The 20696-nt window shown below is 67.0% G+C and carries 22 protein-coding genes; 8 read left to right on the forward strand and 14 right to left on the reverse strand.

All coding sequences use genetic code 11. The features are described 5' to 3' along the window. Positions 1-433: 433 nt before the first annotated feature. The 3 genes from ACIA49_RS26370 to ACIA49_RS26380 form a co-directional block, all read right to left on the reverse strand. Positions 434-1753: a serine hydrolase domain-containing protein gene (locus ACIA49_RS26370; protein ID WP_396380005.1), complete on the reverse strand. Its 1320-nt coding sequence runs from the start codon at positions 1751-1753 to the stop codon at positions 434-436. A 49-nt stretch (positions 1754-1802) separates the two neighbouring features. Then, positions 1803-2030 carry a hypothetical protein gene (locus tag ACIA49_RS26375; protein ID WP_396380006.1) on the reverse strand — a complete coding sequence of 76 codons (228 nt, stop codon included), beginning with the start codon at positions 2028-2030 and terminating at the stop codon, positions 1803-1805. 76 nt (positions 2031-2106) lie between these two features. Beyond that, positions 2107-2460: an XRE family transcriptional regulator gene (locus tag ACIA49_RS26380; protein ID WP_396380007.1), complete on the reverse strand. Its 354-nt coding sequence runs from the start codon at positions 2458-2460 to the stop codon at positions 2107-2109. Between the two features lie 141 nt (positions 2461-2601). Here ACIA49_RS26380 and ACIA49_RS26385 point away from each other — a divergent pair, with 141 nt between their 5' ends. Next, positions 2602-2898 (forward strand): hypothetical protein, encoded by a 297-nt coding sequence (locus ACIA49_RS26385; RefSeq protein WP_391546342.1) that lies wholly within the window; start codon positions 2602-2604, stop codon positions 2896-2898. 56 nt (positions 2899-2954) lie between these two features. Here ACIA49_RS26385 and ACIA49_RS26390 read toward each other — a convergent pair whose 3' ends face one another. The 6 genes from ACIA49_RS26390 to ACIA49_RS26415 all read right to left on the reverse strand — a co-directional run bounded on the left by ACIA49_RS26390 (position 2955) and on the right by ACIA49_RS26415 (position 9477). Continuing rightward, complete coding sequence (locus ACIA49_RS26390; protein ID WP_396380008.1) at positions 2955-3941, reverse strand: hypothetical protein; 987 nt, start codon at positions 3939-3941, stop codon at positions 2955-2957. A gap of 276 nt (positions 3942-4217) precedes the next feature. Beyond that, complete coding sequence (locus ACIA49_RS26395; protein WP_396380009.1) at positions 4218-5159, reverse strand: hypothetical protein; 942 nt, start codon at positions 5157-5159, stop codon at positions 4218-4220. Next, positions 5156-7183 carry a hypothetical protein gene (locus ACIA49_RS26400; RefSeq protein WP_396380010.1) on the reverse strand — a complete coding sequence of 676 codons (2028 nt, stop codon included), beginning with the start codon at positions 7181-7183 and terminating at the stop codon, positions 5156-5158. Before ACIA49_RS26400 ends, ACIA49_RS26395 begins: the two co-directional genes overlap by 4 nt. Then, positions 7180-8013, reverse strand: coding sequence for a hypothetical protein (locus tag ACIA49_RS26405; protein WP_396380011.1), 834 nt, complete (start codon positions 8011-8013; stop codon positions 7180-7182). The genes ACIA49_RS26400 and ACIA49_RS26405 overlap by 4 nt, the downstream gene beginning before the upstream one ends. A 95-nt stretch (positions 8014-8108) precedes the next feature. After that, a complete protein-coding gene (locus tag ACIA49_RS26410; protein WP_396380012.1) occupies positions 8109-8771 on the reverse strand; it encodes a Crp/Fnr family transcriptional regulator in 663 nt (220 codons plus the stop codon). Positions 8772-8847: 76 nt separating this feature from the next. Beyond that, positions 8848-9477: a hypothetical protein gene (locus tag ACIA49_RS26415; protein ID WP_132406442.1), complete on the reverse strand. Its 630-nt coding sequence runs from the start codon at positions 9475-9477 to the stop codon at positions 8848-8850. A gap of 199 nt (positions 9478-9676) precedes the next feature. Here ACIA49_RS26415 and ACIA49_RS26420 point away from each other — a divergent pair, with 199 nt between their 5' ends. Together ACIA49_RS26420 and ACIA49_RS26425 are read left to right on the forward strand one after the other, a co-directional pair. Beyond that, positions 9677-10501, forward strand: coding sequence for an aldo/keto reductase (locus ACIA49_RS26420; RefSeq protein WP_396380013.1), 825 nt, complete (start codon positions 9677-9679; stop codon positions 10499-10501). A gap of 73 nt (positions 10502-10574) precedes the next feature. Continuing rightward, entirely contained in the window at positions 10575-10997 is a 423-nt protein-coding gene (locus tag ACIA49_RS26425) for a hypothetical protein (RefSeq protein ID WP_396380014.1), read from the forward strand. Here the strand turns inward: ACIA49_RS26425 and ACIA49_RS26430 are convergent. Further along, positions 10987-11769: an amidohydrolase family protein gene (locus ACIA49_RS26430; protein ID WP_396380015.1), complete on the reverse strand. Its 783-nt coding sequence runs from the start codon at positions 11767-11769 to the stop codon at positions 10987-10989. The genes ACIA49_RS26425 and ACIA49_RS26430 overlap by 11 nt on opposite strands. A gap of 91 nt (positions 11770-11860) precedes the next feature. Here ACIA49_RS26430 and ACIA49_RS26435 point away from each other — a divergent pair, with 91 nt between their 5' ends. After that, on the forward strand, positions 11861-12211 hold the full coding sequence (locus tag ACIA49_RS26435) for a MerR family transcriptional regulator (protein WP_396380016.1): 351 nt from the start codon (positions 11861-11863) through the stop codon (positions 12209-12211). A gap of 63 nt (positions 12212-12274) precedes the next feature. Here the strand turns inward: ACIA49_RS26435 and ACIA49_RS26440 are convergent, their stop codons facing one another. Together ACIA49_RS26440 and nrdR are read right to left on the reverse strand one after the other, a co-directional pair. Next, a complete protein-coding gene (locus ACIA49_RS26440) occupies positions 12275-15187 on the reverse strand; it encodes a vitamin B12-dependent ribonucleotide reductase (protein WP_396380017.1) in 2913 nt (970 codons plus the stop codon). A 113-nt stretch (positions 15188-15300) separates the two neighbouring features. Then, positions 15301-15795: a transcriptional regulator NrdR gene (gene nrdR, locus ACIA49_RS26445; RefSeq protein ID WP_396380018.1), complete on the reverse strand. Its 495-nt coding sequence runs from the start codon at positions 15793-15795 to the stop codon at positions 15301-15303. Between the two features lie 350 nt (positions 15796-16145). On the opposite strand from nrdR, the gene ACIA49_RS26450 reads away from it, so the two are divergent. Further along, positions 16146-17099 carry a nucleoside hydrolase gene (locus ACIA49_RS26450; protein ID WP_396380019.1) on the forward strand — a complete coding sequence of 318 codons (954 nt, stop codon included), beginning with the start codon at positions 16146-16148 and terminating at the stop codon, positions 17097-17099. On the opposite strand, the gene ACIA49_RS26455 is transcribed toward ACIA49_RS26450, so the two are convergent. Further along, complete coding sequence (locus ACIA49_RS26455; RefSeq protein WP_396380020.1) at positions 17041-17661, reverse strand: TetR family transcriptional regulator; 621 nt, start codon at positions 17659-17661, stop codon at positions 17041-17043. The genes ACIA49_RS26450 and ACIA49_RS26455 overlap by 59 nt on opposite strands. Positions 17662-17738: 77 nt before the next feature. Between ACIA49_RS26455 and ACIA49_RS26460 the strand changes: the two genes are divergently transcribed. Beyond that, positions 17739-18332 carry a GNAT family N-acetyltransferase gene (locus ACIA49_RS26460; RefSeq protein WP_396380021.1) on the forward strand — a complete coding sequence of 198 codons (594 nt, stop codon included), beginning with the start codon at positions 17739-17741 and terminating at the stop codon, positions 18330-18332. On the opposite strand, the gene ACIA49_RS26465 is transcribed toward ACIA49_RS26460, so the two are convergent. Continuing rightward, entirely contained in the window at positions 18292-18837 is a 546-nt protein-coding gene (locus ACIA49_RS26465) for a LysM peptidoglycan-binding domain-containing protein (RefSeq protein ID WP_396380022.1), read from the reverse strand. The two genes, ACIA49_RS26460 and ACIA49_RS26465, sit on opposite strands and share 41 nt — an antisense overlap. A 362-nt stretch (positions 18838-19199) precedes the next feature. Between ACIA49_RS26465 and lexA the strand changes: the two genes are divergently transcribed. Both lexA and ACIA49_RS26475 read left to right on the forward strand, forming a co-directional pair. Beyond that, positions 19200-19979, forward strand: coding sequence for a transcriptional repressor LexA (gene lexA / locus ACIA49_RS26470; protein WP_396380023.1), 780 nt, complete (start codon positions 19200-19202; stop codon positions 19977-19979). Positions 19980-20028: 49 nt separating this feature from the next. Continuing rightward, positions 20029-20538, forward strand: a complete 510-nt coding sequence (locus ACIA49_RS26475) for a glutathione peroxidase (protein WP_396380024.1) — start codon at positions 20029-20031, stop codon at positions 20536-20538. Positions 20539-20696 lie beyond the last annotated feature (158 nt).

Here is a 20696-nt window from a genome sequence, read left to right on the forward strand (position 1 = left end):
TCGGCACGCTGTTGAGTTCTCAAGAATCGGACGCACACCGCGCTTCAAACTCTCATTCGAAGCTCCGGGGCAACCCGCCAAACATTACTGTTTCGTTCGCAGCCGGTCAAATCGGCTACTTTCGTCCCAGTCTCCTCGTGTTTCAGCGGCCGACCCGAGTCCGAAGACCACGATCCGGCTGCGAAAGCCTTAGAGGAGGGTCAGGAGGTCCGGCCGCTTCCGCGTCCTGCACTCGCTCCCAACAAGAAGAACAATACTGATGTTCACCGTCCAGATGCAAATCGGGGTCTTGCGGCTTGCCGGACCCCTTACAGCGAGCTTACTGAGCCGCCCGGCAGACGCCTCTCGGCGAGTGGCCGCTCGTAGCGGCGATGGTTGAGGCCCGGGGGTCTTGTACCGGGCGGCATCAGGTGTAACCGGGCCGGTCTGCCGGCTATTCCCGCACGCAGTCGAGCTCCAAACCAGCCTGCTCGAAGACCAGCCGGCCGTCCCGCAGCTCGAGCTGGGCCTGGGTACTCGAGGCCATGAGGCGCGTCGGTGAGAGCGCAATGAAGCGCAGCGGCGGCTGCCCCGCGAACGTCACCAACAGGCCACTCCCCCACGGCTGCACCGCGAGACGAATCCGGTCCCCCAGCCGATAGTCACCGGCGAGCTCCGCCAGCACCTCTGCGGACGGGAGCTCGAACAGCTCATCCGTGGGTCGATAGTTCTCCCACCCGTACGCCGATGCCGCGGTGGCGAACGCTCGCAGGGAGAGCCGGTTGCCGGCATCGGAGTTCGTCATCACCGCGGCGCCGTACCCGCTCATCCGATCGACGAGCAGGTTGCAGCGGAAGCCCAGGTTCCCGCCGCTGTGCCCGAACAACTGACCGGATGCACTGAGGAACGGGCCGATGCCGACGTGAGTCAGCCCAGCAATCGGTGGATCTATCTGGATCACCGGCGTCAGCATCTGCCGCGCGAGCTCCGGTGACAGGAGCGCACCGTGGGCGCCGGCGTACGACTGCTGAACTCCAATACCGAACCTGGCCAGATCAGTCGGTGTGGTCCACAACCCTGCCGCGGCCAACTCTGGGTACAGGTGCCAACCGCCGTCGACCGGGTCGCCCTTCTCCCCGTGGCCGGTAGCCGCTCTTCCCGCAAGTTCCGACGGGAGTGGTTGAGCGTAGGCACTGTCGGACATCCCCAAAGGATCGAGAACCAACTCACGCATCAGATCAGGGAACGGCGTATCGGTGACGTCTTCGAGCAGTTGCTGCATGACCGTCGTACCGCCGCCTGAGTACGCGAACTGCACACCCGGGATCCGCTCGACGCGTGGTCCAGCCGTGTTGCTCGGCTCGGTGCCGTTCAGGATCTCGACAGTTGTCGGCAGCGGCGCATCCCGGTGGTAGCCCGGGAACCCCGGAGTTGTGAGACCAGCGCTGTGGCTCGCCAACTGCCGCAACGTCACGACAGGCTTCCAACCTCGGGTCGACGGCACCTGCCACGACTTGAGCCGCCCGTTCACGTCTTCGTCCAGCTCGAGCAACCCGCGATCCACGAGCCGTAGCATCGCGAACGCCGCAACCGGTTTGCTGATCGAAGCGGCCTGAAACAGGCTGCCCGGCTCGACCGCCGCCGACTTGCCTGTTTCGAGGACGCCGACGGTGCCGGTGGAGGTGATCTCCCCGTTCTCGATCACCGCCCAGCTGACACCGGGAACCCCCAGTCCCTCACGATCCGCTTCGATCCCGTCCCGCAGTACGTCCACGTTCCCCCTCCTCGGCGCCTCACCGAAGACGCTACGTCGGATCGGGGGCCTACTTCGACGGCTGCGGCGCGGTGCAGTCGATCTTCGGGTTGGCACCGATGTAGTTCAGCGGGCCGGCGACGACGGTCAGGAGCGTCGTCCCGACCTTCGCGCAGGTCGCGTCGGAGCCGGAGAAGTAGCTCCGCTGCGCTGCGGCGGCCAGGCCGATCAGCAACCACACGACCACGATGATGGCGACCGTCCGTGAACCTGTCCTCGATGCGCTGCGAGTACGCATGTCCCCTCCTGGGTTTGGGCGAACCCCCGTACCGAATGCCTTTCCAGTGCCCGCTCGCATGCGCCTGAAAACGTTGTCAGTGCGACGGCGACTGCTGTGGGTCGGCCGGCTGCAGGCGGGCCAGGACGCGGGCGAGGTCGCCGATGGCGGTGTTGAGCTGCGTCAGCGCCGCCGGGTCGATCGGGAGCGGCTGCTGATCGAGGCCGAGGTTGGCGGTGAACCTCAGTCTCGCGTCGGGCGCCGCGTCCCGCAGCGAGGTGTCGAGCGCCTCCTGGAGTTGCGGGCTCGGCACCATGTCCGGTCTCTCGCGCCATTTCGTGACCGTGCGTGGTGCGATGCCGAGGTGCTCGGCGAAGGCCTCGTTGGTCAGCCGCAACGCCGCGCGCAAGGCATTCGCATGCCGGCCGGTCCATTCGTCGATGACTGTCATCGGTCTCACTCTCCTGGGGCGTTGATCACTCCTTGCAATCAGACTACGGCGATCGGGTGACCGTCGGAGTGCCTAATTTGTGCCCTGTGGATACCGGTTGAGTTCCTGGTGAGGTCAACGCCCGGAGCGTTGACTTGGGGCATGGACGAGATCAGCGGTAGGACCGCGACGCTGCCGCGGAGATCTTCGCGGCGGCGTCATCTGAAGGTGGCCAGCCAGGCAGGACCGCGCTGTTTCCAGCTCGTGCGCCACGTCGATGTGTCCGGTATCAGCGGGACGGGCGTCGTCGCCGAGGGAGTCGAGTGGACCGACGGCTCGGTGGCTCTGCACTGGGGCGGCCGCTTCCCGACCACCACGGTCTGGGCGGACGGCATCGACGCGCTCCTGACGATCCACGGCCACAACGGCTCCACCACGATCCGCTGGCTGGACGAATGAGCCACCACCGACCCCGGTGCGGCGGGTTCCCCTGGCAGACGGCCCGCCGCGCCGGCCTACTCCGAGTAGAACTCCTCGCGATACTCGTCGCGAGGCTCTTCGGAAGGCTTCGTTCCATTGCGGCTGGCCCGCCCCTCGACCGCTCGAGGTGCCGTCCCGTTCACTCTTGCCGGCCGCCCGGCAGCGTCTGCGTCGGGTGCGAGCAGGTCGTCGACGGCCGCGGTGAACTCCAGTTCGGCGCGGGTCGGTTTCGGCTGTTTGATCGCCTCGACCGAGGTCCGGCGTACCGGCAGGTCGTTGGCTGCCGCGGACAGATCGGCGAGGGTGTCGAGCAGGCCGAGCGCGTTCTCGACGTCGCCGGGGTGATTGGCGAGCCACCAGACCGCGGCCGAGCCAGGCGTCGCGAAGACGTCGTCCTTGAGGTAGGCGCGCTTGTCCTGCTCCATCCGGCGCTCGATCAAGGTCGTCTGCTCGAGGCGATGCAGCGCCGCCAGGTGTTGAAGATGCTTGTGATCCGCATCAGGCAGCCGCAACCGCACCTCGGTCGCCCAGCAACGCACCTGTCCCTTGTCATCCAGCGCCGGCTCACCAAGGATCGCCGCGAGGTGCTGCTGGTTCAGCGCCTCTTCCGTCACCTGCAATCCAACGGCCAGCGCCCGAGCCCGCTTCAGCAACGCATCTACAGCCACCGCCCCGAGGTCCGCGTGCCGCGACCCCGACAGCACAGTCGACCACTGCACGATCGCCGAGAAGCTGAACTGGAAATCAGCCGAAGCAGACGGCATCCGCACATCGACAACGGTCCGCGTCGGCGGCCCGGTAAACACCGGATCCGGCAGTACGACGGGCGCCGGTGCCGCCTGTTTCACCTGTACGACGGCCTTGGGCGGCTCGGGTTGCTTCCACACCACGGCAAGCAACACCAGCAGCACCACGCTGAGCACAACACCCGCCCACGTCGGCAAGCCCACGATCAGCGAGACGACGTACAGCACCACAACAATCGCGGCGGCCGTCAGAAGAGAGTTCCGATGGAGCTTCATGGTGGCGTTCCTTCACCGCGTCGGGCGGAAGACAGCAGGCCGACCAATACGCACCGAACGGCTCCCCGTCGTCACGCCGCCCGGGCCACCGGCAACCCAGACCACGGGCCCCGTCTCACGACCAGCCCTCCAAAAGTCTCACACGCATCACCGACCGTAGCCGCCCGCAGCGTGTCGCCCACCCCCTCCGTACCCCGACCGAACTCAAGGCTTGAACCCGTCGGCCGGGGTCCTTCGCTCGGAGCAGCCGGAGGCGAGTCCGGCTGCTCCGAGGCACTATCCGGCGGAGCGACTCGATCTGGGGCCAGGCTCCGCCTCGGCGACGGAAACCGACGTGGCGTCGACGATCGGTCGCAGAGTCGGCAGGTTGTATTTCTCCCGGAGCGCCTGGGCAAAGCCGGGTACGTCGGCCTGTTCGAAGGCGTCGGCAAGGTCGTGGGCCGCCGGTCTGCGAGCGGACGGTTCGAGCGCCTCGAGCGCGTCGATCAGCTGCCGGCTCCCGCCCGATCCATCCAGGTCGCTTGCACCGTTCGCGAGCTGGGACAACTTGGTCAGGACGTCCGCGAGTTCGACCGCCCGTTCGACCGAGCCTTCGTGATGCGCGAGCCACCAGACGACCGCCGAAGCCGGAGTGCGCAGGGCATCGTCGCGGAGGTACGTGCGAATCCGGTCCTTGTTGGCGGCACTCACCTCCCACAACAGGCCGTCGCGATGCGCCTCGTCCATCTTGGCGAGATGCTGCTCGACCGCCTCGGGAAGCTCCAGCCGCAGATCGGTGGCCCAGACCTCCAGCTCGCCGGTCTCCACGGCCGCGGGGCGGCCGACACGGGCGGCGAGCTCGTGTTGCGCCAGCGAATGCTGCGCCGGACGCCATCTCGCGGTCACCTCCCGAGCCTGCTGGAGGATGAACTCGCGCGCCAAGTCAGCGTGGTAGCTCGCGGCCTTTGCCGCCTGCCAATGCACCGTCGCGGACACGGCGAGGAAGACGGTCTCATCCGCGGTCGGCAGACCCGTCGTCGACAACGTCGAGGACGAAGCCGCCGAACTGTCGGCGAACCACAGTCCGCCTGTCTTCCAGTAGCCGGCGAGGCACCCGACCACCAGTACCGCGGACAAAACGACTCCGAGCCAGCCCAGTTCGGCGATCAGCCAGACAAGCGCTACTGCCAACGGCACCAGGAGTACTGCGCTGTGGAGGGATTTGCGATGGATGGTCATGGCCTGGCCTCCGACAGAATGGTTCCGCCTGCTCGCCGGCCACGCCGGACGAGCTGTTTGATGGTCTGTGCGGTCTGTAGCCGAAGCGGGTCCTCGTTGCGCGCCGCGAGCCAATCGAGCATCGAGTTGACCAGGCCGTCGAGCAGTTGACGGTGGTGTGCACAGACCATCGCGAGCAACTGCTGCACCCCCTGCGCATCGTCGGCCCGGCCCTCCCCCAGGGCCTCTGCGTATGCATTGAGCCAACGCCGAAACAGTTCGTCGCGCCACGTCGGATCGGTCTCCAGGAACGCGCGTCGCCATCCGGCGACGAGCCGTTCGAGAGCTCCGGTTCCCAGGAACATGGGCAGTCCGGCCGGCTCAGCGACCGCGGCGAAGTTGGCAGGATCGAACCGCCATCGCTCCAGAACGAGGTCGATCACCTCGAGCCGGCGATCCGGTTCCTGTACCAGCTCTCCCAGCCCATCACGCGCGGCTCGACGTACGCCGTACCCCGCGTGCTCGGCGAGCCAGGACAACCGCACCACAGCTTGGTCGAGGTGGCGATCGGCCAGAATGTTGACGCAGGCCGCCACCACCATGGCAACCCTGCCGTCCGGAAGGTGGGTGTCGCGCGTCCAGCTGTACAGCTTCTGCCGAGCCGCCGACGCCGTCCCGTCGTCATCGAGGAGTTCCTCGAGCAGTGTGTACGCCGCTGAGCGCTGCGACTGGTACCGGTCGCCGGACCACTCCTCCACCAGACGCAGTGCCAGCTCGGTGTCTCGCGTCCGGCGGCATTGCGCCCCGAAGCGGCGAGCCAGAGTGGCCATGTCGAATCGGTCCAGCGAGCTGGTGCCCGTTCCCACCAGTTCCGCGACCCAGTCGGTCAATCGGGACCGTAGCCACGGCATGTCGTCCCAGAAGCGCCGGAGTACCTCAGCAGCCATCTCCTGGTCCGCGAAATGCAGTCGTTGTCCGGGCTCAGGAGTGACCGACAGGTCCAGACCCAGCGACGCCAGCGCCTCCTCGACCCCGGCCACTTCAAGGACATGTTCGGCGTCCTCGTCCGGCACCCGGAGCAACTCGAGCAGCCGCTCCTGCGCACGAAAGACGGTGTGGGTCGACAATCCATGCAGCAGCGCCGCAGCAATCAGCAGCGCCCGGGGCCGCGCTCCACCGGCCGATCCCACGACCTTGGCGACCTTCTGCTCGCGTTTGTCGGCGGAGTTCAGAATCTCGGCAAGCAAGGCATCGACCGCAGCATCTGGACGCTCCAGCCAGGCTTCACGCACCTGATAGACCACCCGGACCAGGCCATCCATGCTCGACGCCGCAAAGCTCTCGCGGTACGCGGACAGGTCCGTGGCTGGGAGACCCTCGGCAGCAAGTCGGCGCTGCAGGACCTGGAAGCTGTCCGGACGACGAATCTCGACCATGAACGACAGCAGATCGACCTTCAGCCGCTCACCATGCAGATGCGGCAGGATCGCGACCATTTTGGCCTGGCGCTCCCGCAGGGCGGGCTGCAGCGCATGCAGGTAGTCCTGGAGCTCACCGAACGCGTCCCCATCGGCCTCGGACAGATCGAGGACCAGACGATCGTTCTCGCGAACGTCCGCACCCTCGAAGATTCGTCGCTCGGCCTCAACGGCCGACTTCTCCAGATCAGGCGCAACGAACCGAACCACCGTGTCCGGTGCGATGTCAGCGAGCAGCAGCATGAGCCCCGCCGTACTGCGGCCGGTGCCGACCGCGCCGCTCAGGATCACCAGTCCCTCCGGCGCAGCCAGAACACGGGCAGCGCGTTCAAATCCCGCCGGTAGTACGAAGCTTCGCCAGAGCTCCCGAAGCCTATCCTGAGTGATGTCTCTGGTCCGTGGTTTGCGGGGCCGGTCGAGGTAGTAGCGGATGTCGTTGAGTTGATCACCGGTGCCGGTGTGCACCGGTCCGCTGCTGTCGTTGACCTCCGTCCGGGGTGGCTCCGACGAGGCGGGATCTAGCGGGGGTACGGCCTCAGGTTGAGCAACCTCGATCGCCGCCGTCATCGTTCGCGTCCTTGATGAAGAGTGTTGTTCTGCGTACCGCTGCCGGTGTATACGGGCCCGCTGGCGCCATTGATCTGGACGCCGAAGCCGGCCGACGGCTGACTCGGCGGTGGCGGGGTCGCCCCCTTGGCCGCCGGGCCTGGTTCGAGACCGCTCTCAAGCTTCAGGAATCCCTCGCTCAGCAACCGCCCGGACGGTTTGGGGACGCGGAGATACGCCTGGCCCTGGTAGGTCTTCACCTCGGCACCGGCAGCGACGTACAGAGTCTGTGGGTCGTCGGCGAAGCGAGCTACTACCGCGTCCTCATAGACGCGGCGCGAGACGATGGCCGCGACCTGAGTGACCTCGGGGTCGGAGCCGGCGAGCAGGTGGCGAACCGGTCCGCTGTCGAGCAGACGGTGCAGGACCACACGTTCAGCGCCGCTGCCGTCGCCCAACTGGTTGTCGCCGGAGTCGGAGATCGGGCCGACGTTGACACTGACCCGGAAGCGGATCGGACCGTTCCAGGTGTGCGGGCGATGGCGGTTCCGCTGTTCGAGCTCTTCCTGTAGGGCGGTCAGGTAGGGGTTCAGCAGGTGCGGGAGCAGCTCGGGCGGCAGGACGATGGCGTAGCCGTCGCCGGTTCCATTGTGGGCGGTCTTGCGATCCCAGATCCATCCCAGGGCGACGCGCTCGAAGGCCGCTTGCATGATCTCGGGGATCAGTTTGGTCAGCTCGGTCTGGTAGCGGCCGGCGTTGCCGCTGTAGTCCTTCATGTCGACGACCAGCAGGGCGCGGTACGGCGGGAGCTCGGAAACGCCGGTGTAGCGCGGGTCCATCGGTGTACTCATCGTGGCCTCCTCGGGGACGGGTCGGTCCACTGAGAGTCGGCGAGATCGCCCACGGGCTTTGTCCGGAATCGGACAGCCGGAAGGTGATCCGGAACTCAGACCCGAAAGGCCGCGGCCAGCTTCTCCAGATCGGCGACGACCAGATGCGGGCCGCGGGTCAGCGCGCCCGAGGCCCGAAGGGTCGTCAGTTGGTCGGCGACCGTGCTGCGGGCCAGACCGAGCGATCCAGCCAGCTCCTCCTGGGTGAACGGCACCCGCTGTGGATTGGCGGCAGTGGTCGGTGCGAGGACGACTGTGTCGTGCAGCAGGCGCGCGATCCGGCGGAGTGCGGATCGGTGCGCAAGATCGACCTGTCGGGAGACGGCTTGATCGAACTTCCCGGTGACATAGCGGTGGAACTCTTGCGTGAGACCGTGTTTGGCGAGGAACCGCTCGAACCGCGCGATCGACAGGTAGTGCGCCGTACAGCGGTCCAGCGCTTCGACAGTCGCCGTCCGGTGGCCTTCAGCACCGGCGAGTTCGCCGAGCAGCTGGCCGGCGCCGCGGACGGTGAGCAGGAGTTGAGCTCCGTCCTCGGCGGTGGCCAGGAGTTTGACCCGGCCGTGGTCGAGCGCAAACAGGAAACCACCAGGATCGGCCTGGCGCAGGATCGTCTGGCCGGGGCGGTAGCTGCGCAAAGTTCCTTCGGCCAGCAGGAGTTGCCAGGCGGACGGACCGATCAGGTCCTGGAACGTCTGCAGTACCACCAAACCGATCACGCTCCGTGCCTCGTCACCAAGGGACACGGCAAGTTTCACACTGGCTACGCGTGGTGGCGATCGCGCTGCGTGTCGGTCAGCCGGTGAGGGAGCGGAGGGCTCGGCGGGAGGGGGTGAGGAGGACGGGTTTGTAGGGACAGCGGGCGTCGGTGAGGGTTTCGTAGGCGCTGATGGCGCGGTTGGCGGCGTCCCAGCCTTGTTCGGCGGGGGTGCGGCCGAGGCCGCGGTTGCGGACGAGGGCGCCGTAGAAGGCGGAGCAGAAGACGGTGGCTTCGTACCAGCCGACGACGGTGCTGGTGCCGATGTAGGTGATGTCGTCCTGGAGGCAGTCGCGGATGGCGCGCTGCCATTTGCCGATGCCGGTCTTGCAGCCGTCGGCGATGACGACTCCGCTGGAGATGCCCCATTGGCGGTCGAGGAACCAGTCGGCCAGGGAGCGCAGGGAGACCTGGGTGCGGCCGTCGGTGGACAGGAAGGACGGCTCCTCGCTGTGGTCACCGTGTGCCATCACGTGCAGGACCGTGGAGGGGGTGGTGAGGGCGGAGAAGGCGGTCTCGTGGTCGCGGGTGCGGACGAAGTTCACATCGATGACGGGCTCGTCCCAGCCGGCGTTGATGTTGCCGGTGATGCCCTGGACGAAGGTCATCGAGGCGTCGAACGAGCTGTCGAGTCCGAGGTCCACCAGAGTGATCAGCCGATTGCGCATTCGCCCACCCTCCAACGCGTTTCGTTCCCCACGGATGCCCATCATGCACCTCGGCTCCGACAATTCGCGCCCCGGATACGGGTGCTGAGACACCGGCCCGGCCGTACGGCGTACGGCCGGATCCGGGCGGGGTGCGGCGGTGGGAGCGGAGGGTGTTCGGCGTACCGTGGCCGGAGACTCGCTGCCGAGGAGGAGATCGATGACGAACGTCCCGACGGTCACATTGAGTAACGGAACGGCGATGCCGCGGATCGGGCTCGGCACCTCGCCGATGAACGACGCGGACGCCGAACAAGCAGTGAATCAGGCGCTTGAACTCGGCTACCGGCTGATCGACACGGCCGAGAACTACCGCAACGAGACCGGTGTCGGCCGGGCCCTGCGGCAGGCATCGCGCGACGAACTGTTCGTGACGTCGAAGTTCAACAAGGCCTGGCACAGTGTCGACGGAGTGCGGACGGCGTTCGAGGCGAGCGCGGAGAAGCTCGGCGTCGACTACCTCGACCTGTTCCTGATCCACTGGCCGAATCCGGACCAGGATCAGTACGTCGACGCGTGGCGGGGACTGATCGCGCTGCGTGAGGCCGGGCTCGTCAAAGCCATCGGTACGTCGAACTTCAAGCCGACGCATCTGCAACGGCTGATCGACGAAACCGGTGTCGCCCCCGAGGTCAACCAGATCCAGCTGAGCCCGGTCTGGGCGAAGGAGGCCGAGCGCGAGTTCCACGCCCAGCACGGCATCGTTACCGAGGCGTGGAGCCCGCTGGGCAAAGGCACTGACCTCCTGGACAACCCGGTCCTCCAGGACATCGCGAAGGCACACGGCCGCACCCCGGGCCAGGTCGTCCTCCGGTGGGAGTCACAACAGGACGTCGTACCGATCCCGAAGTCAGCAGATCCCGGCCGGCTCGCAGAGAACCTGGCGATCTTCGACTTCGAGCTGACCGCCGATCAGCTCGCTGCCCTGAGCGCGCTGGACGGAACGGCGAAGGCAGCGGCGGACTCGGATCGGTTCGGCCACTAGAGCTGTCGGGAGCGCTCCCGGTCGGACGTCCTATGATCTGCGTTCCGATCTCACGACGACTGGGAGCCGCCCCATGTCCTTCTCCGTCAGACGCGCCGCCGCCGGCCTTGCCGCCGGGCTGCTGGCCACCACAGTGCTTACGGGCATACCGGCGTACGCGAACACTCCGGCGAACTGCTATCACAATCCGTCGAAGGAGCTGACCAACTCCCGACTCAGCGCTGCCCTTTACTGCACCGATGGTGAATGGCTGGGAGTCCACGACGACCAGGCCGACGGGTACAGCGCCCGGGCCGCCATCCAGCTCTACCAGAGCCAGGTCGGCTTCTGGTACGACGCGCACGAGTGCTTCGACGACACCACTGTCGCCGACTACCAGGGCTGGTCCTTCTGCAACTTCTCGGTGACCGACGGCACGCTGGTCCGCATTCGCCTGTGGTCGTCGCGCGATGGGGTCGAGTCGGCCTCGGTCGTGACCGGCTCCTTCACAACCTGAGGAGTTGGGCGAGATTCTCGCCCAGGATGTGGTCGCGGAGCTGCCCCGATTCAGTGACGCGTTCGATGGTGGCGCGCGCCAGGCAGGGATCGCCGTACGGCGCGTCCGAGCCGAACAGCACGCGGTCGGGGAGTTCGGCGACGGCCAGGCGGATGGCGAAGATGATGTTGGCCGTGGACGTCTCCAGGTAGAGGTTGGGGACGTCGCGGGCGAGCTCGATCGCCGGTAGCCAATTGAGGCCACCAAGCTGGCTGATGACGAGCGGTACGGACGGATGGCGGCGGGCCAGCGCCGCCAGCGTCTCGAGGTCGGCGACGGTTGGACCGTGGCCGTGGACCAGCACGGGCAGACCGCCGTGGTCCGCGGCCGCGGCGAGTGCCGGCTCGACGCGGGCTGCCTGGCCTGGTGGTGGGGTCAGCTCGCCGATGCCGCGGTACCCGCGCCGTACGAACTCTGTCTCGACCACCGTGGCGATCTGCTCGGGTGGGAGCTCGAGGTCGACCTTGCCGAAGCCGATGAAGCGGTCCGGGAAGGCCGCGATCGCAGCATCCACCTCGTCCCACGCAAGCCGGTACGACGCCGCACCTGTCGACCGGCCGCTCACGGTGTCAGCCAGCACACTCAGCTCACGCCGGAGGCTCGCAACGTCAGTGGCCCGCTCGGGATGCGGACGCGTACCGAACACGATCGTGCGATCCACACCGGCCTCGTCGAGGAGAGCGACGTGGCTGTCGACGGGATCGTGGACATGACTGTGGGCATCGAGAATCACAACAACACTCCTGGTTCGCAGCGGAATGGACCGGTACCGAACCAGGGTTGAACGTTGGCATGGTGTCAGGGTCAAGCCGAGCGGAGCAGACATGTTGATCGGCCAGCTGGCCAGACGCACCGAGACGAGCGAGCGGCTGCTCCGGTACTACGAGCGAGTCGGCCTGCTCACGTCAGAACGGCAGGCCAACGGCTACCGCGAGTACGACGACTCCGCCGTACAGACTGTTCGTCAGATTCGTGCCCTGCTCGCCTCTGGTCTGCCGACCGCGCTGATCAAGCAGGTGCTCCCCTGTGCTGCGAACGACGGTTCGCTGCGCCCGTGCCCCGGCGTACTGGAGAAGCTGCGCAGCAGGCTGCAGCAGTTGGACGAGAGAGCGAGCGAGCTCGCCCTGGCCCGCCAGACCCTGCAACACGCGATCGCCACCACCGAACGGACCTAGACGCACCGCGGCCCCCAGGGGAAGTGGGAAGTTCCCGGGGGCCGGAGTGCGTTCACTCGTGGGTCAGCTGCAGCCGGAGGTGCTGCCGCAGCCTTCGCAGACGTAGCAGGAACCGCTGGGGCGCATCTTGGTGCCGCAGGTGAAGCAGAGCGGGGCATCGACCGAGGTGCCGGTGATGAGCTCGAACATCTCGGCGGTGGTGCGGACCTCGGTGGTGACCGGCTTGGCCGCGGCCGCGTCGGCCGGCTTCTCGGCGACGTCGGCGACCTCGGTGACGTCGGCGATCGGCTCGACGGCCTTCAGGGACTCGGCCTCGGAGATCTCTACCGGGGCCGGCTCGTAGGAACCGGTGTCGAGCTGACGGGAGCGCTCCTCGGCGGAGTAGATGCCGAGGGCCGCGCGCTCGTCGAAGGGCAGGTAGTCCAGAGCAAGCCGACGAAAGATGTAGTCCATGATCGACTGCGCCATCCGGACGTCCGGGTCGTCGGTCAGACCGGCGGGCTCGAACTTCAGGTTGGTGAACTTCTGCACGTAGGTCTCCAGCGGTACGCCGTGCTGGAGGGCGATCGAGATCGCGATCGAGAAGGCGTCCATCACGCCGGCCAGGGTCGAGCCCTGCTTGCCCATCTTGAGGAAGACCTCGCCGAGGCCGTCGTCGGGGTAGGAGCCGGCCGTCATGTAGCCCTCGGCGCCACCGACCGCGAACGACGTGGTCCGCGACGGCCGCGACTTCGGCAGGCGCTTGCGGGTCGGCCGGTACTCGATGACCTTCTCGACGATCTTCTCCGCGACGGCGGCCTCGGCCGCGACCGCGTCGGAGCTCTTCTTCGCCGACTTGCCGTCGGCCAGCGGCTGACCGACCTTGCAGTTGTCGCGGTAGACGGCCAGCGCCTTCAGGCCGAGCTTCCAGCCCTGGAAGTAGACGTCGGCGATCTCCTCGACCGTCGCGGTCTCCGGCAGGTTCACCGTCTTCGAGATCGCGCCGGACAGGAACGGCTGGGCCGCCGCCATCATCCGCACGTGGCCCATCGGCTTGATCGCGCGCTCACCCATCGCGGTGTCGAAGATCTCGTAGTGCTCGGTCTTCAGACCCGGTGCGTCGACGACGTGACCGTTCTCCGAGATGTACTCGACGATCGCCTCGATCGTCTCCTCGGTGTAGCCGTACTGCCGCAGCGCCCGCGGGACCGTCTGGTTGACGATCTGCATCGAGCCGCCGCCGACCAGCTTCTTGAACTTGACCAGCGAGAAGTCCGGCTCGATGCCGGTGGTGTCGCAGTCCATCATGAAGCCGATGGTGCCGGTCGGGGCCAGCACCGAGGCCTGCGCGTTGCGCCAGCCGTTCTTCGCACCGATCTTCAGCACGCCCTCCCACGCCTCGGTGGCGTGCTTGTGGACGTCCTTGTCGATCTCGTGCACCGAGCGGATCGCGTCGTTGGCCGCGGCGTGCTTGCGCATCACCCGGGTGTGGGCCTCCTTGTTCCGCTCGAAGCCGTCGTACGCACCGACGACCCCGGCCAGCTCGGCCGACCGCCGGTACGACGTGCCCGTCATCAGCGACGTGATAGCGCCCGCCAGTGCGCGACCCCCGTCGGAGTCGTAGGCGTGGCCCGTTGCCATCAGCAACGCACCGAGGTTCGCGTACCCGATACCCAGCTGCCGGTAGGCGCGGGTGGTCTCACCGATCGGCTCGGTCGGGAAGTCGGCGAAGCAGATCGAGATGTCCATCGCGGTGATGATCAGCTCGACGGCCTTGACGAACTTCTCCGAGTCGAACAGGTCGTCGTCGCGGAGGAACTTCATCAGGTTCAGCGACGCGAGGTTGCAGGAGGAGTTGTCCAGGTGCATGTACTCCGAGCACGGGTTGGACGCGGTGATCCGGCCCGTCTCCGGGGTGGTGTGCCAGTCGTTGATGGTGTCGTCGTACTGCAGGCCCGGGTCGGCGCAGGCCCACGCGGCGTGCGAGATCTTGTCGAACAGCTCGCGGGCGTCGACGGACTCGATGATCGAGTTGTCCAGCCGCGCCCGCAGCCCGAACTCGCCCTTCTCCTCGACCGCGCGCATGAACTCGTCGGTGACCCGGACGGAGTTGTTCGCGTTCTGGTACTGCACCGAGGTGATGTCACGGCCGCCGAGGTCCATGTCGAACCCGGCGTCGCGCAGGACGCGGATCTTGTCCTCCTCGCGCATCTTGGTCTCGACGAACTCCTCGATGTCGGGGTGGTCGACGTCCAGCACGACCATCTTGGCCGCCCGCCGGGTGGCGCCACCGGACTTGATCGTCCCGGCGCTCGCGTCGGCACCGCGCATGAAGGAGACCGGGCCGGACGCCGTCCCGCCGGACGACTGCAGCAGCTCCTTGGAGGACCGGATCCGGGACAGGTTCAGGCCGGCGCCGGAGCCGCCCTTGAAGATCAGCCCCTCTTCCTTGTACCAGTTCAGGATCGAGTCCATCGAGTCGTCGACGGCCAGGATGAAGCAGGCCGAGACCTGCTGCGGCGACGAGGTGCCGACGTTGAACCAGACCGGCGAGTTGAAGCTGAAGTACTGGTGCAGGAGCATCCAGGTGAGCTCGTGCTCGAAGACCTCGGCGTCGGCCGGGGTGCTGAAGTACCCGTGGTCCTCACCGGCCTTGCGGTAGGTCTTGACCACGCGGTCGAGCAACTGGCGCAGGCTCCACTCGCGGTTGTCGTGACCGACCGCACCCCGGAAGTACTTGGTGGTGACGATGGTGGACGCGTTCACGCTCCAGTAGTCGGGGAACTCCACCCCGCGCTGCTCGAAGACGGTCTCGCCGGTCTTCCAGTTCTGCTGTACGACGTCGCGGCGCTCCCACGTCACCTCGTCGTACGGGTGTACGCCTTCGGTGGTGAAAATGCGCTCGATGGTGAGCCCCGCCGGTGCGTTCTTGCGCCCGCGGAACCCGGCCGGCGACCTCTTGGTCGACCCCGAGTGGCCGGTCACCGTCTCTGTCATTTGTGCTCCTCGCAATTTCGCTCGCCCTGCCGCGGCCTGCCCGGGACCGCCCCGTTTGGTACTGCGTCAACGCCGTACAGCACGTTGCGTTACTGCTACTGCGAATCCCCGATTTATGTCTGCTGGGTCGGTGTCAGCGGCGGCGGCTCGGTGCCCTCGGGCTCCTTCTCCGCGCGCAGCAGGGCGATCTCGGTCTCGAAATCGTCCGCCGACTCGAACTGCCGGTACACACTGGCGAACCGCAGGTAAGCCACCTCGTCGAGCTCCCGCAGCGGCCCGAGGATGGCCAGGCCGACCTCGTGCGCGGGAACCTCCGGCGAACCGCTCGCCTTCAGGGCGTCCTCGACCTTCTGGCCCAGCCGGGACAGCGCGTCCACGCCGACGGGCCGGCCCTTGCAGGCCTTGCTCACGCCGTTGACGACCTTCTCCCGGCTGAACGGCTCGGTCGCGCCGGAGCGCTTCACGACGGTCAGCTGCATCTGCTCGACGGTGGTGAACCGCTTCTCGCAGACCGGGCACTGGCGCCGGCGGCGGATCGCTCCGCCGTCCTCGGCCACCCGGCTGTCGACCACGCGGGAATCGGTGTGCCGGCAATACGGACAGTGCACGGCGAATCACTCCTCCCGTAGGCCGCCTGCTGGGCGGGTCTGTGGATCGATCTGGGGACAACCTGTGTATGGCCTGTGGGTAACCAACCACTACCTGTGGAAAATTACACCCGTGTAACCACTACATCTAGGGATGCTAGTCCTCGCCTCCGACAGTTTGCAAGAACGGCCGGATCTCGCGCGCGTCGCTTCGGGATCGGTCTCACACCTCACTGATTCCAACACCCGCGCAGGCCCGTGTAGTCCCGCGTGGCGTCACCGAAAGCACCCCGAACGGGTGCACACTGCGACGCCTCCGAAGCCCCTCCCCCGCCGGTCGGGTGGCCCGGGCGATGGGTGAGGATGGGGGCATGAAACCGGTGATCCTGGACGTCGACACCGGACTGGACGACGCTTGTGCGCTGCTCCTCGCCGCCCGTCATCCCGATCTCGACCTGCGGGCCGTCACTTGTGTCGGCGGGAACGTCGGTCTGGACGACGTCGTGATCAACACGCTGACCGTGCTCGAGGCGGCCGGGCGGACCGACGTACCGGTCGGGCGTGGTGCCGCGCTGCCGTTGCTGCAGCCGATGCGGACTGCGCCACACGTGCATGGGGTGGACGGGCTCGGGGATCTGGATTGGCCGCGGTCGACCCGTTCACCGAGTGGGACGCCGGCAGTGGAGCTTCTGCGCGAGGTCTTGCTGGACGGAGCGGCCAAGGGCGAGCCGGTGACGCTGATCCCGTTGGCGCCGATGACGAACATCGCTCTGCTGCTGCGGACGTATCCCGAAGCCGCGGCCGGGTTGCGCGAGATCGTCTTCATGGGCGGCTCGGCCGGGATCGGGAATGCGACGGCTTCGGCGGAGTTCAACATCTGGACCGACCCGGAAGCGGCGGCGATCGTGCTCGCGGCGGCCGGGGAGCTCGACGTACCGGTGACGATGTACGGGCTGGATGTCTTCTACGACGTGGTTGTGACGCTGGAGCAGTCTCGGGCGTTGGGCGGGTCGCCCTCGGCTGATCTGGCCCGCAAGTTGATCGAACGACGCGGCGAGCTGTACGGCGCTGAGGGGGCGAGCATCGGGGACGGCGGAGCGGTGTGCGCGGTGATCGACCCGGACGGGCTCACTACGCAGCGTTTCCCGCTCCGGGTCGAGCTCAGCGGAGACTGGTCGCGCGGCCGGACGATCGTTGACACGCGGGATTGGTCGACGGATCGGAGCTCGGATCCGCATGGCCTGTCGCCGACCGTGGTTGATGTGGCTACCGCCGTGGACGGCTCGCGGTATGCCCAGCTCTGGCTGAAGTCAGTCGGGCACTGAGGCCGGCGAGGAACACGTCGAGTCCATCGGCGAACAACTCGTCACTCAGGTCGGCGACCACTGCGGCGAGGGACCAGCGGGCGCTGACCTCGAACAGGTGACGCGCCTCAGCCTCCGGTACGCCGAGCCGGACGAGCGACCCGATCTGTGCACGGATCAGGGCTGCTCGCGAACCGTCCCCTTGATCGCGATCCGGGGCCGCTTTGGTTTGGATGAGGCCGGCGAGCCCGGGATGGGCTGCGTAGAAGGCGCGGAATTCGAGTGAACCGGTCCTGGTGAGCTCGAGCCATTCGTCGATGGTGGCGAGATTCTCGTACGTCGTTTCGTCGGCCGCGAACTCGTCGAAGGCGTTGCGGGCGACGAGGTCGAGGAGATCGGCTTTGTTGTGCACGTGGTGATAGAGGGTCGGGGCACGCACGCCCAGCCGCTCGGCCACCCCACGCATTGTCAGTCCGTCGACGCCCACGGCCCGGATGATCGCCAACGCGGCATCGGCGATCGCCGCGACGGTAATGCCGACCGCGGCATGCGAGGAGACCGTTCGAGCGGATTTCTTGGGCACGAGAACCTCGTTGTGGGGTTCGGGAGGACGAGTTAGTGTCTAACGATGTTAGACAGACTACTCGTGAGGACGGCACTGTGAGCGGATTGCACCCGGCTTATCCCCTGCGGACCGAGCGGCTGGAGCTGCGGCCGCACCGGAGGGAGGATCTCGACGATCTGCTGGCGTTCCACTCGGATCCGGAGATCGTGCGGTATGTGCCGTGGCCGGTGCGGGACCGCGAGCAGACTCGGGTGGCTCTGGAGGCGAAGCTCAAGCAGGACCGACTGACCGAAGAGGGTCAGTGGCTGGTGCTGGCGATCGAGTTGCGCGAGACGGGCACCGTGATCGGCGAGGTGTTGCTGAAATGGGCCAGCGAGGCGGATCAGCAGGGCGAACTCGGCTATGCGCTGCACGGCGGCTATCACGGCAAGGGATTGGCCGCGGAGGCCGCGCGGGAAATGCTGCGACTGGGGTTCGAGGAGCTCGGACTCCATCGGATCGTCGCCATCCTGGACGATCGGAATACCGCGTCCGCGCAACTACTCGAACGGCTCGGGATGCGCCGCGAGGCTCATCATCTGCAGGCGTTGTGGTTCAAGGACGAGTGGTGCAACGAATTCGTCTACGCACTCTTGAAGGACGAGTGGCTCAGCGCGCGATCGGGATCTGCAGCGTCTGACCGGGGGTGATGTCGGCGGGGCCGGAGAGTTTGTTGAGGTCGGCAATCTTCTCGACGACGGTCGCCGTGTCGAGACCAGGGTTGGTGTCCTGAGCGATCGACCACAGGCTCTGCCCCGGCTGCACCTGGACCGGGACCGTGCTGCTGAAGTCCGGGCCGGAATCGAGCACACCGGCGATCCGCAGACCGAGCACGGCGATGGCGGAGCCGAAGACCAGCACCGACACGAACGAGACCAGCATCCGGCCGCGCCTGGTCAGTCGCAGCGACGGCGCCTCGAGCTCGTGCGCACGGCGCAACTGCTGAGTGCGGCCGATCTGGCGGAGGGCCGGCGGCTCGGCGACATGGCGACCGAGCACCTCGCCTGCGCAGCCCCGGACCGGGAGCGGCTCGGTGGTGCTGCCGGGGATCCGGCGGCGGCGCGGTGCCCCCTGGGGAGCGGGCGCAACCTCGGGTGCCAACTCGGGTGCCAGGCGACCGGCCACTGCATCCGCCGCGAGTGCCGCTGTGCTCATCAGATCCTCCAGACCACGTTGTTCGCTGTGATTCCTTGTCTACCGGTGGCCTCCGACAGTTTCTGCGGGGACCATCAGACGAACACCTGTTCGATCGAACGTCTGTACGAATGATTAACCCATCGCCCCTGCGGACGCAACTACTTCCAACGCCGACACGCCAGGGGAATTCCCGCCCTATAACCCGACACACGAACAAACGTGCGAACCGACACGCCTTCGAACAGATGTTTGAAGAATCTCAGGATTCGGTCTACGGTCATGTCAGTCGAGCCTGATCGCGGCGGTGCGGTGGGGCTCGGACCGAACACAGCCTGGCCGGCGTCTTTGCGCGTCGGCCCGACCAGAGGAGCGGATCACCGATGGCCAGGACGCCGAGCGGTTCCAGCAAGAACGAGGACCGCGCCGCGGATGCCGCCGGCGCGGCGAACCGGGTGAGCGAGCTGCCCGACGGGCCGGCCGACGCGACCGGGCTGACGCCGCGGCAGCGCCGGGTGCTGGACGTCATCCGCGACTCGGTGGACAGCCGCGGCTACCCGCCCTCGATGCGGGAGATCGGCGAGAAGGTCGGGCTGACCAGCTCATCGTCGGTGTCGCACCAACTGCGGGTGCTCGAGCAGAAGGGCCTGCTGCGGCGCGACCCGAACCGGCCGCGCGCGATCGAGGTCCGCTACCCCGGCGAGGTCGACGCCGCCGCGCGCCGCAGTGCGCTCGGCTCGGTGCGCCAGACGGCGTACGACGAGACCGGGGCCGGCGACGCGCACCCGGACGCGGTCTACGTGCCGGTGGTCGGCCAGATCGCCGCCGGTAACCCGATCCTGGCCGAACAGGAGGTCGAAGAGGTCTTCCCGTTGCCCAAGGCAATGGTCGGCGAGGGCACGCTGTTCATGCTGAAGGTCAAGGGTGAGTCGATGATCGACATCGCCATCTGCGACGGCGACTGGGTGGTCGTCCGGCAGGAGCAGACCGCGGAGAACGGGGACATCGTCGCCGCCATGATCGACGGCGAGGCGACCGTGAAGACGTTCAAGAAGACCAAGTCCGAGATCTGGCTGCTGCCGCACAACCCGGCGTTCGAACCGATCGACGGCAAGGACGCGGTGATCCTCGGAAAGGTCGTAACAGTTCTGCGCCGAGTCTGACATCTCAGACGGCGAGCGAAGTCGGGCGGGTCGTGTCAGCATTGTTCTCATGACGACTGTCTACGACTTCAGCGCGCGCCGGATCGAAGGCAATGAACAGTCTCTTGCCGATTTCCGCGACCAGGTGCTCCTGGTGGTGAACACGGCCTCGCAGTGTTCCCAGACCCCGCAGTACGCGGGACTGCAGAAGCTCTACAAGACCTACCGTCGGCAGGGCTTCTCGGTGCTGGGCTTCCCGTGCGACCAGTTCAACCACCAGGAGCCCGGTGACGAGAACGAGATCGCGAACTTCTGCTCGACGATCTACCACGTGACGTTCCCGATGTTCGCCAAGATCGACGTGAACGGTTCGCGGACAATCCCCTTGTACAACTGGCTGAAACGCGAGGCGGGCGGCCTGCTCGGCGGCCGGATCAAGTGGAACTTCACCAAGTTCCTGATCGGTCGCGACGGTGCGGTGATCGCGCGCTACGCGCCCACCAACACCCCGGAGAAGCTGTCCGACAAGATCGAGGCGGCACTGGCGATGCCGGCCACCTCCCGGGAATCGAACGACTGACCCCGGCCCCACCGCGCTCGGCAATCGATGCCGAGCGCAACCATTTCGCCGCCGTTCGCTGCAACACCTGAACAACTGGCGTCACAGCGCAGCGCAAATCCGTCCGTATACCGGGCAGTTTTCTCACGCCTCGGCGAGCCGGTCGTGTCAGCGCCTTC

This window comes from Kribbella sp. NPDC051587, assembly GCF_044453945.1.
Taxonomy (GTDB): Bacteria; Actinomycetota; Actinomycetes; order Propionibacteriales; family Kribbellaceae; genus Kribbella.

What these genes read in the sequence shown, in the direction of transcription:
- ACIA49_RS26415 (WP_132406442.1), bottom strand. Translation starts at nt 9,477, where the DNA reads ATGCGCAATCGGCTGATCACTCTGGTGGACCTCGGACTCGACAGCTCG.
- ACIA49_RS26405 (WP_396380011.1), bottom strand. Translation starts at nt 8,013, where the DNA reads ATGAGTACACCGATGGACCCGCGCTACACCGGCGTTTCCGAGCTCCCG.
- ACIA49_RS26425 (WP_396380014.1), top strand. Translation starts at nt 10,575, where the DNA reads ATGTCCTTCTCCGTCAGACGCGCCGCCGCCGGCCTTGCCGCCGGGCTG.
- ACIA49_RS26465 (WP_396380022.1), bottom strand. Translation starts at nt 18,837, where the DNA reads ATGAGCACAGCGGCACTCGCGGCGGATGCAGTGGCCGGTCGCCTGGCA.
- ACIA49_RS26385 (WP_391546342.1), top strand. Translation starts at nt 2,602, where the DNA reads ATGGACGAGATCAGCGGTAGGACCGCGACGCTGCCGCGGAGATCTTCG.
- ACIA49_RS26435 (WP_396380016.1), top strand. Translation starts at nt 11,861, where the DNA reads ATGTTGATCGGCCAGCTGGCCAGACGCACCGAGACGAGCGAGCGGCTG.
- ACIA49_RS26380 (WP_396380007.1), bottom strand. Translation starts at nt 2,460, where the DNA reads ATGACAGTCATCGACGAATGGACCGGCCGGCATGCGAATGCCTTGCGC.
- ACIA49_RS26440 (WP_396380017.1), bottom strand. Translation starts at nt 15,187, where the DNA reads ATGACAGAGACGGTGACCGGCCACTCGGGGTCGACCAAGAGGTCGCCG.
- lexA (WP_396380023.1), top strand. Translation starts at nt 19,200, where the DNA reads ATGGCCAGGACGCCGAGCGGTTCCAGCAAGAACGAGGACCGCGCCGCG.
- ACIA49_RS26420 (WP_396380013.1), top strand. Translation starts at nt 9,677, where the DNA reads ATGACGAACGTCCCGACGGTCACATTGAGTAACGGAACGGCGATGCCG.
- ACIA49_RS26390 (WP_396380008.1), bottom strand. Translation starts at nt 3,941, where the DNA reads ATGAAGCTCCATCGGAACTCTCTTCTGACGGCCGCCGCGATTGTTGTG.
- ACIA49_RS26450 (WP_396380019.1), top strand. Translation starts at nt 16,146, where the DNA reads ATGAAACCGGTGATCCTGGACGTCGACACCGGACTGGACGACGCTTGT.
- ACIA49_RS26395 (WP_396380009.1), bottom strand. Translation starts at nt 5,159, where the DNA reads ATGACCATCCATCGCAAATCCCTCCACAGCGCAGTACTCCTGGTGCCG.
- ACIA49_RS26400 (WP_396380010.1), bottom strand. Translation starts at nt 7,183, where the DNA reads ATGACGGCGGCGATCGAGGTTGCTCAACCTGAGGCCGTACCCCCGCTA.
- ACIA49_RS26375 (WP_396380006.1), bottom strand. Translation starts at nt 2,030, where the DNA reads ATGCGTACTCGCAGCGCATCGAGGACAGGTTCACGGACGGTCGCCATC.
- ACIA49_RS26475 (WP_396380024.1), top strand. Translation starts at nt 20,029, where the DNA reads ATGACGACTGTCTACGACTTCAGCGCGCGCCGGATCGAAGGCAATGAA.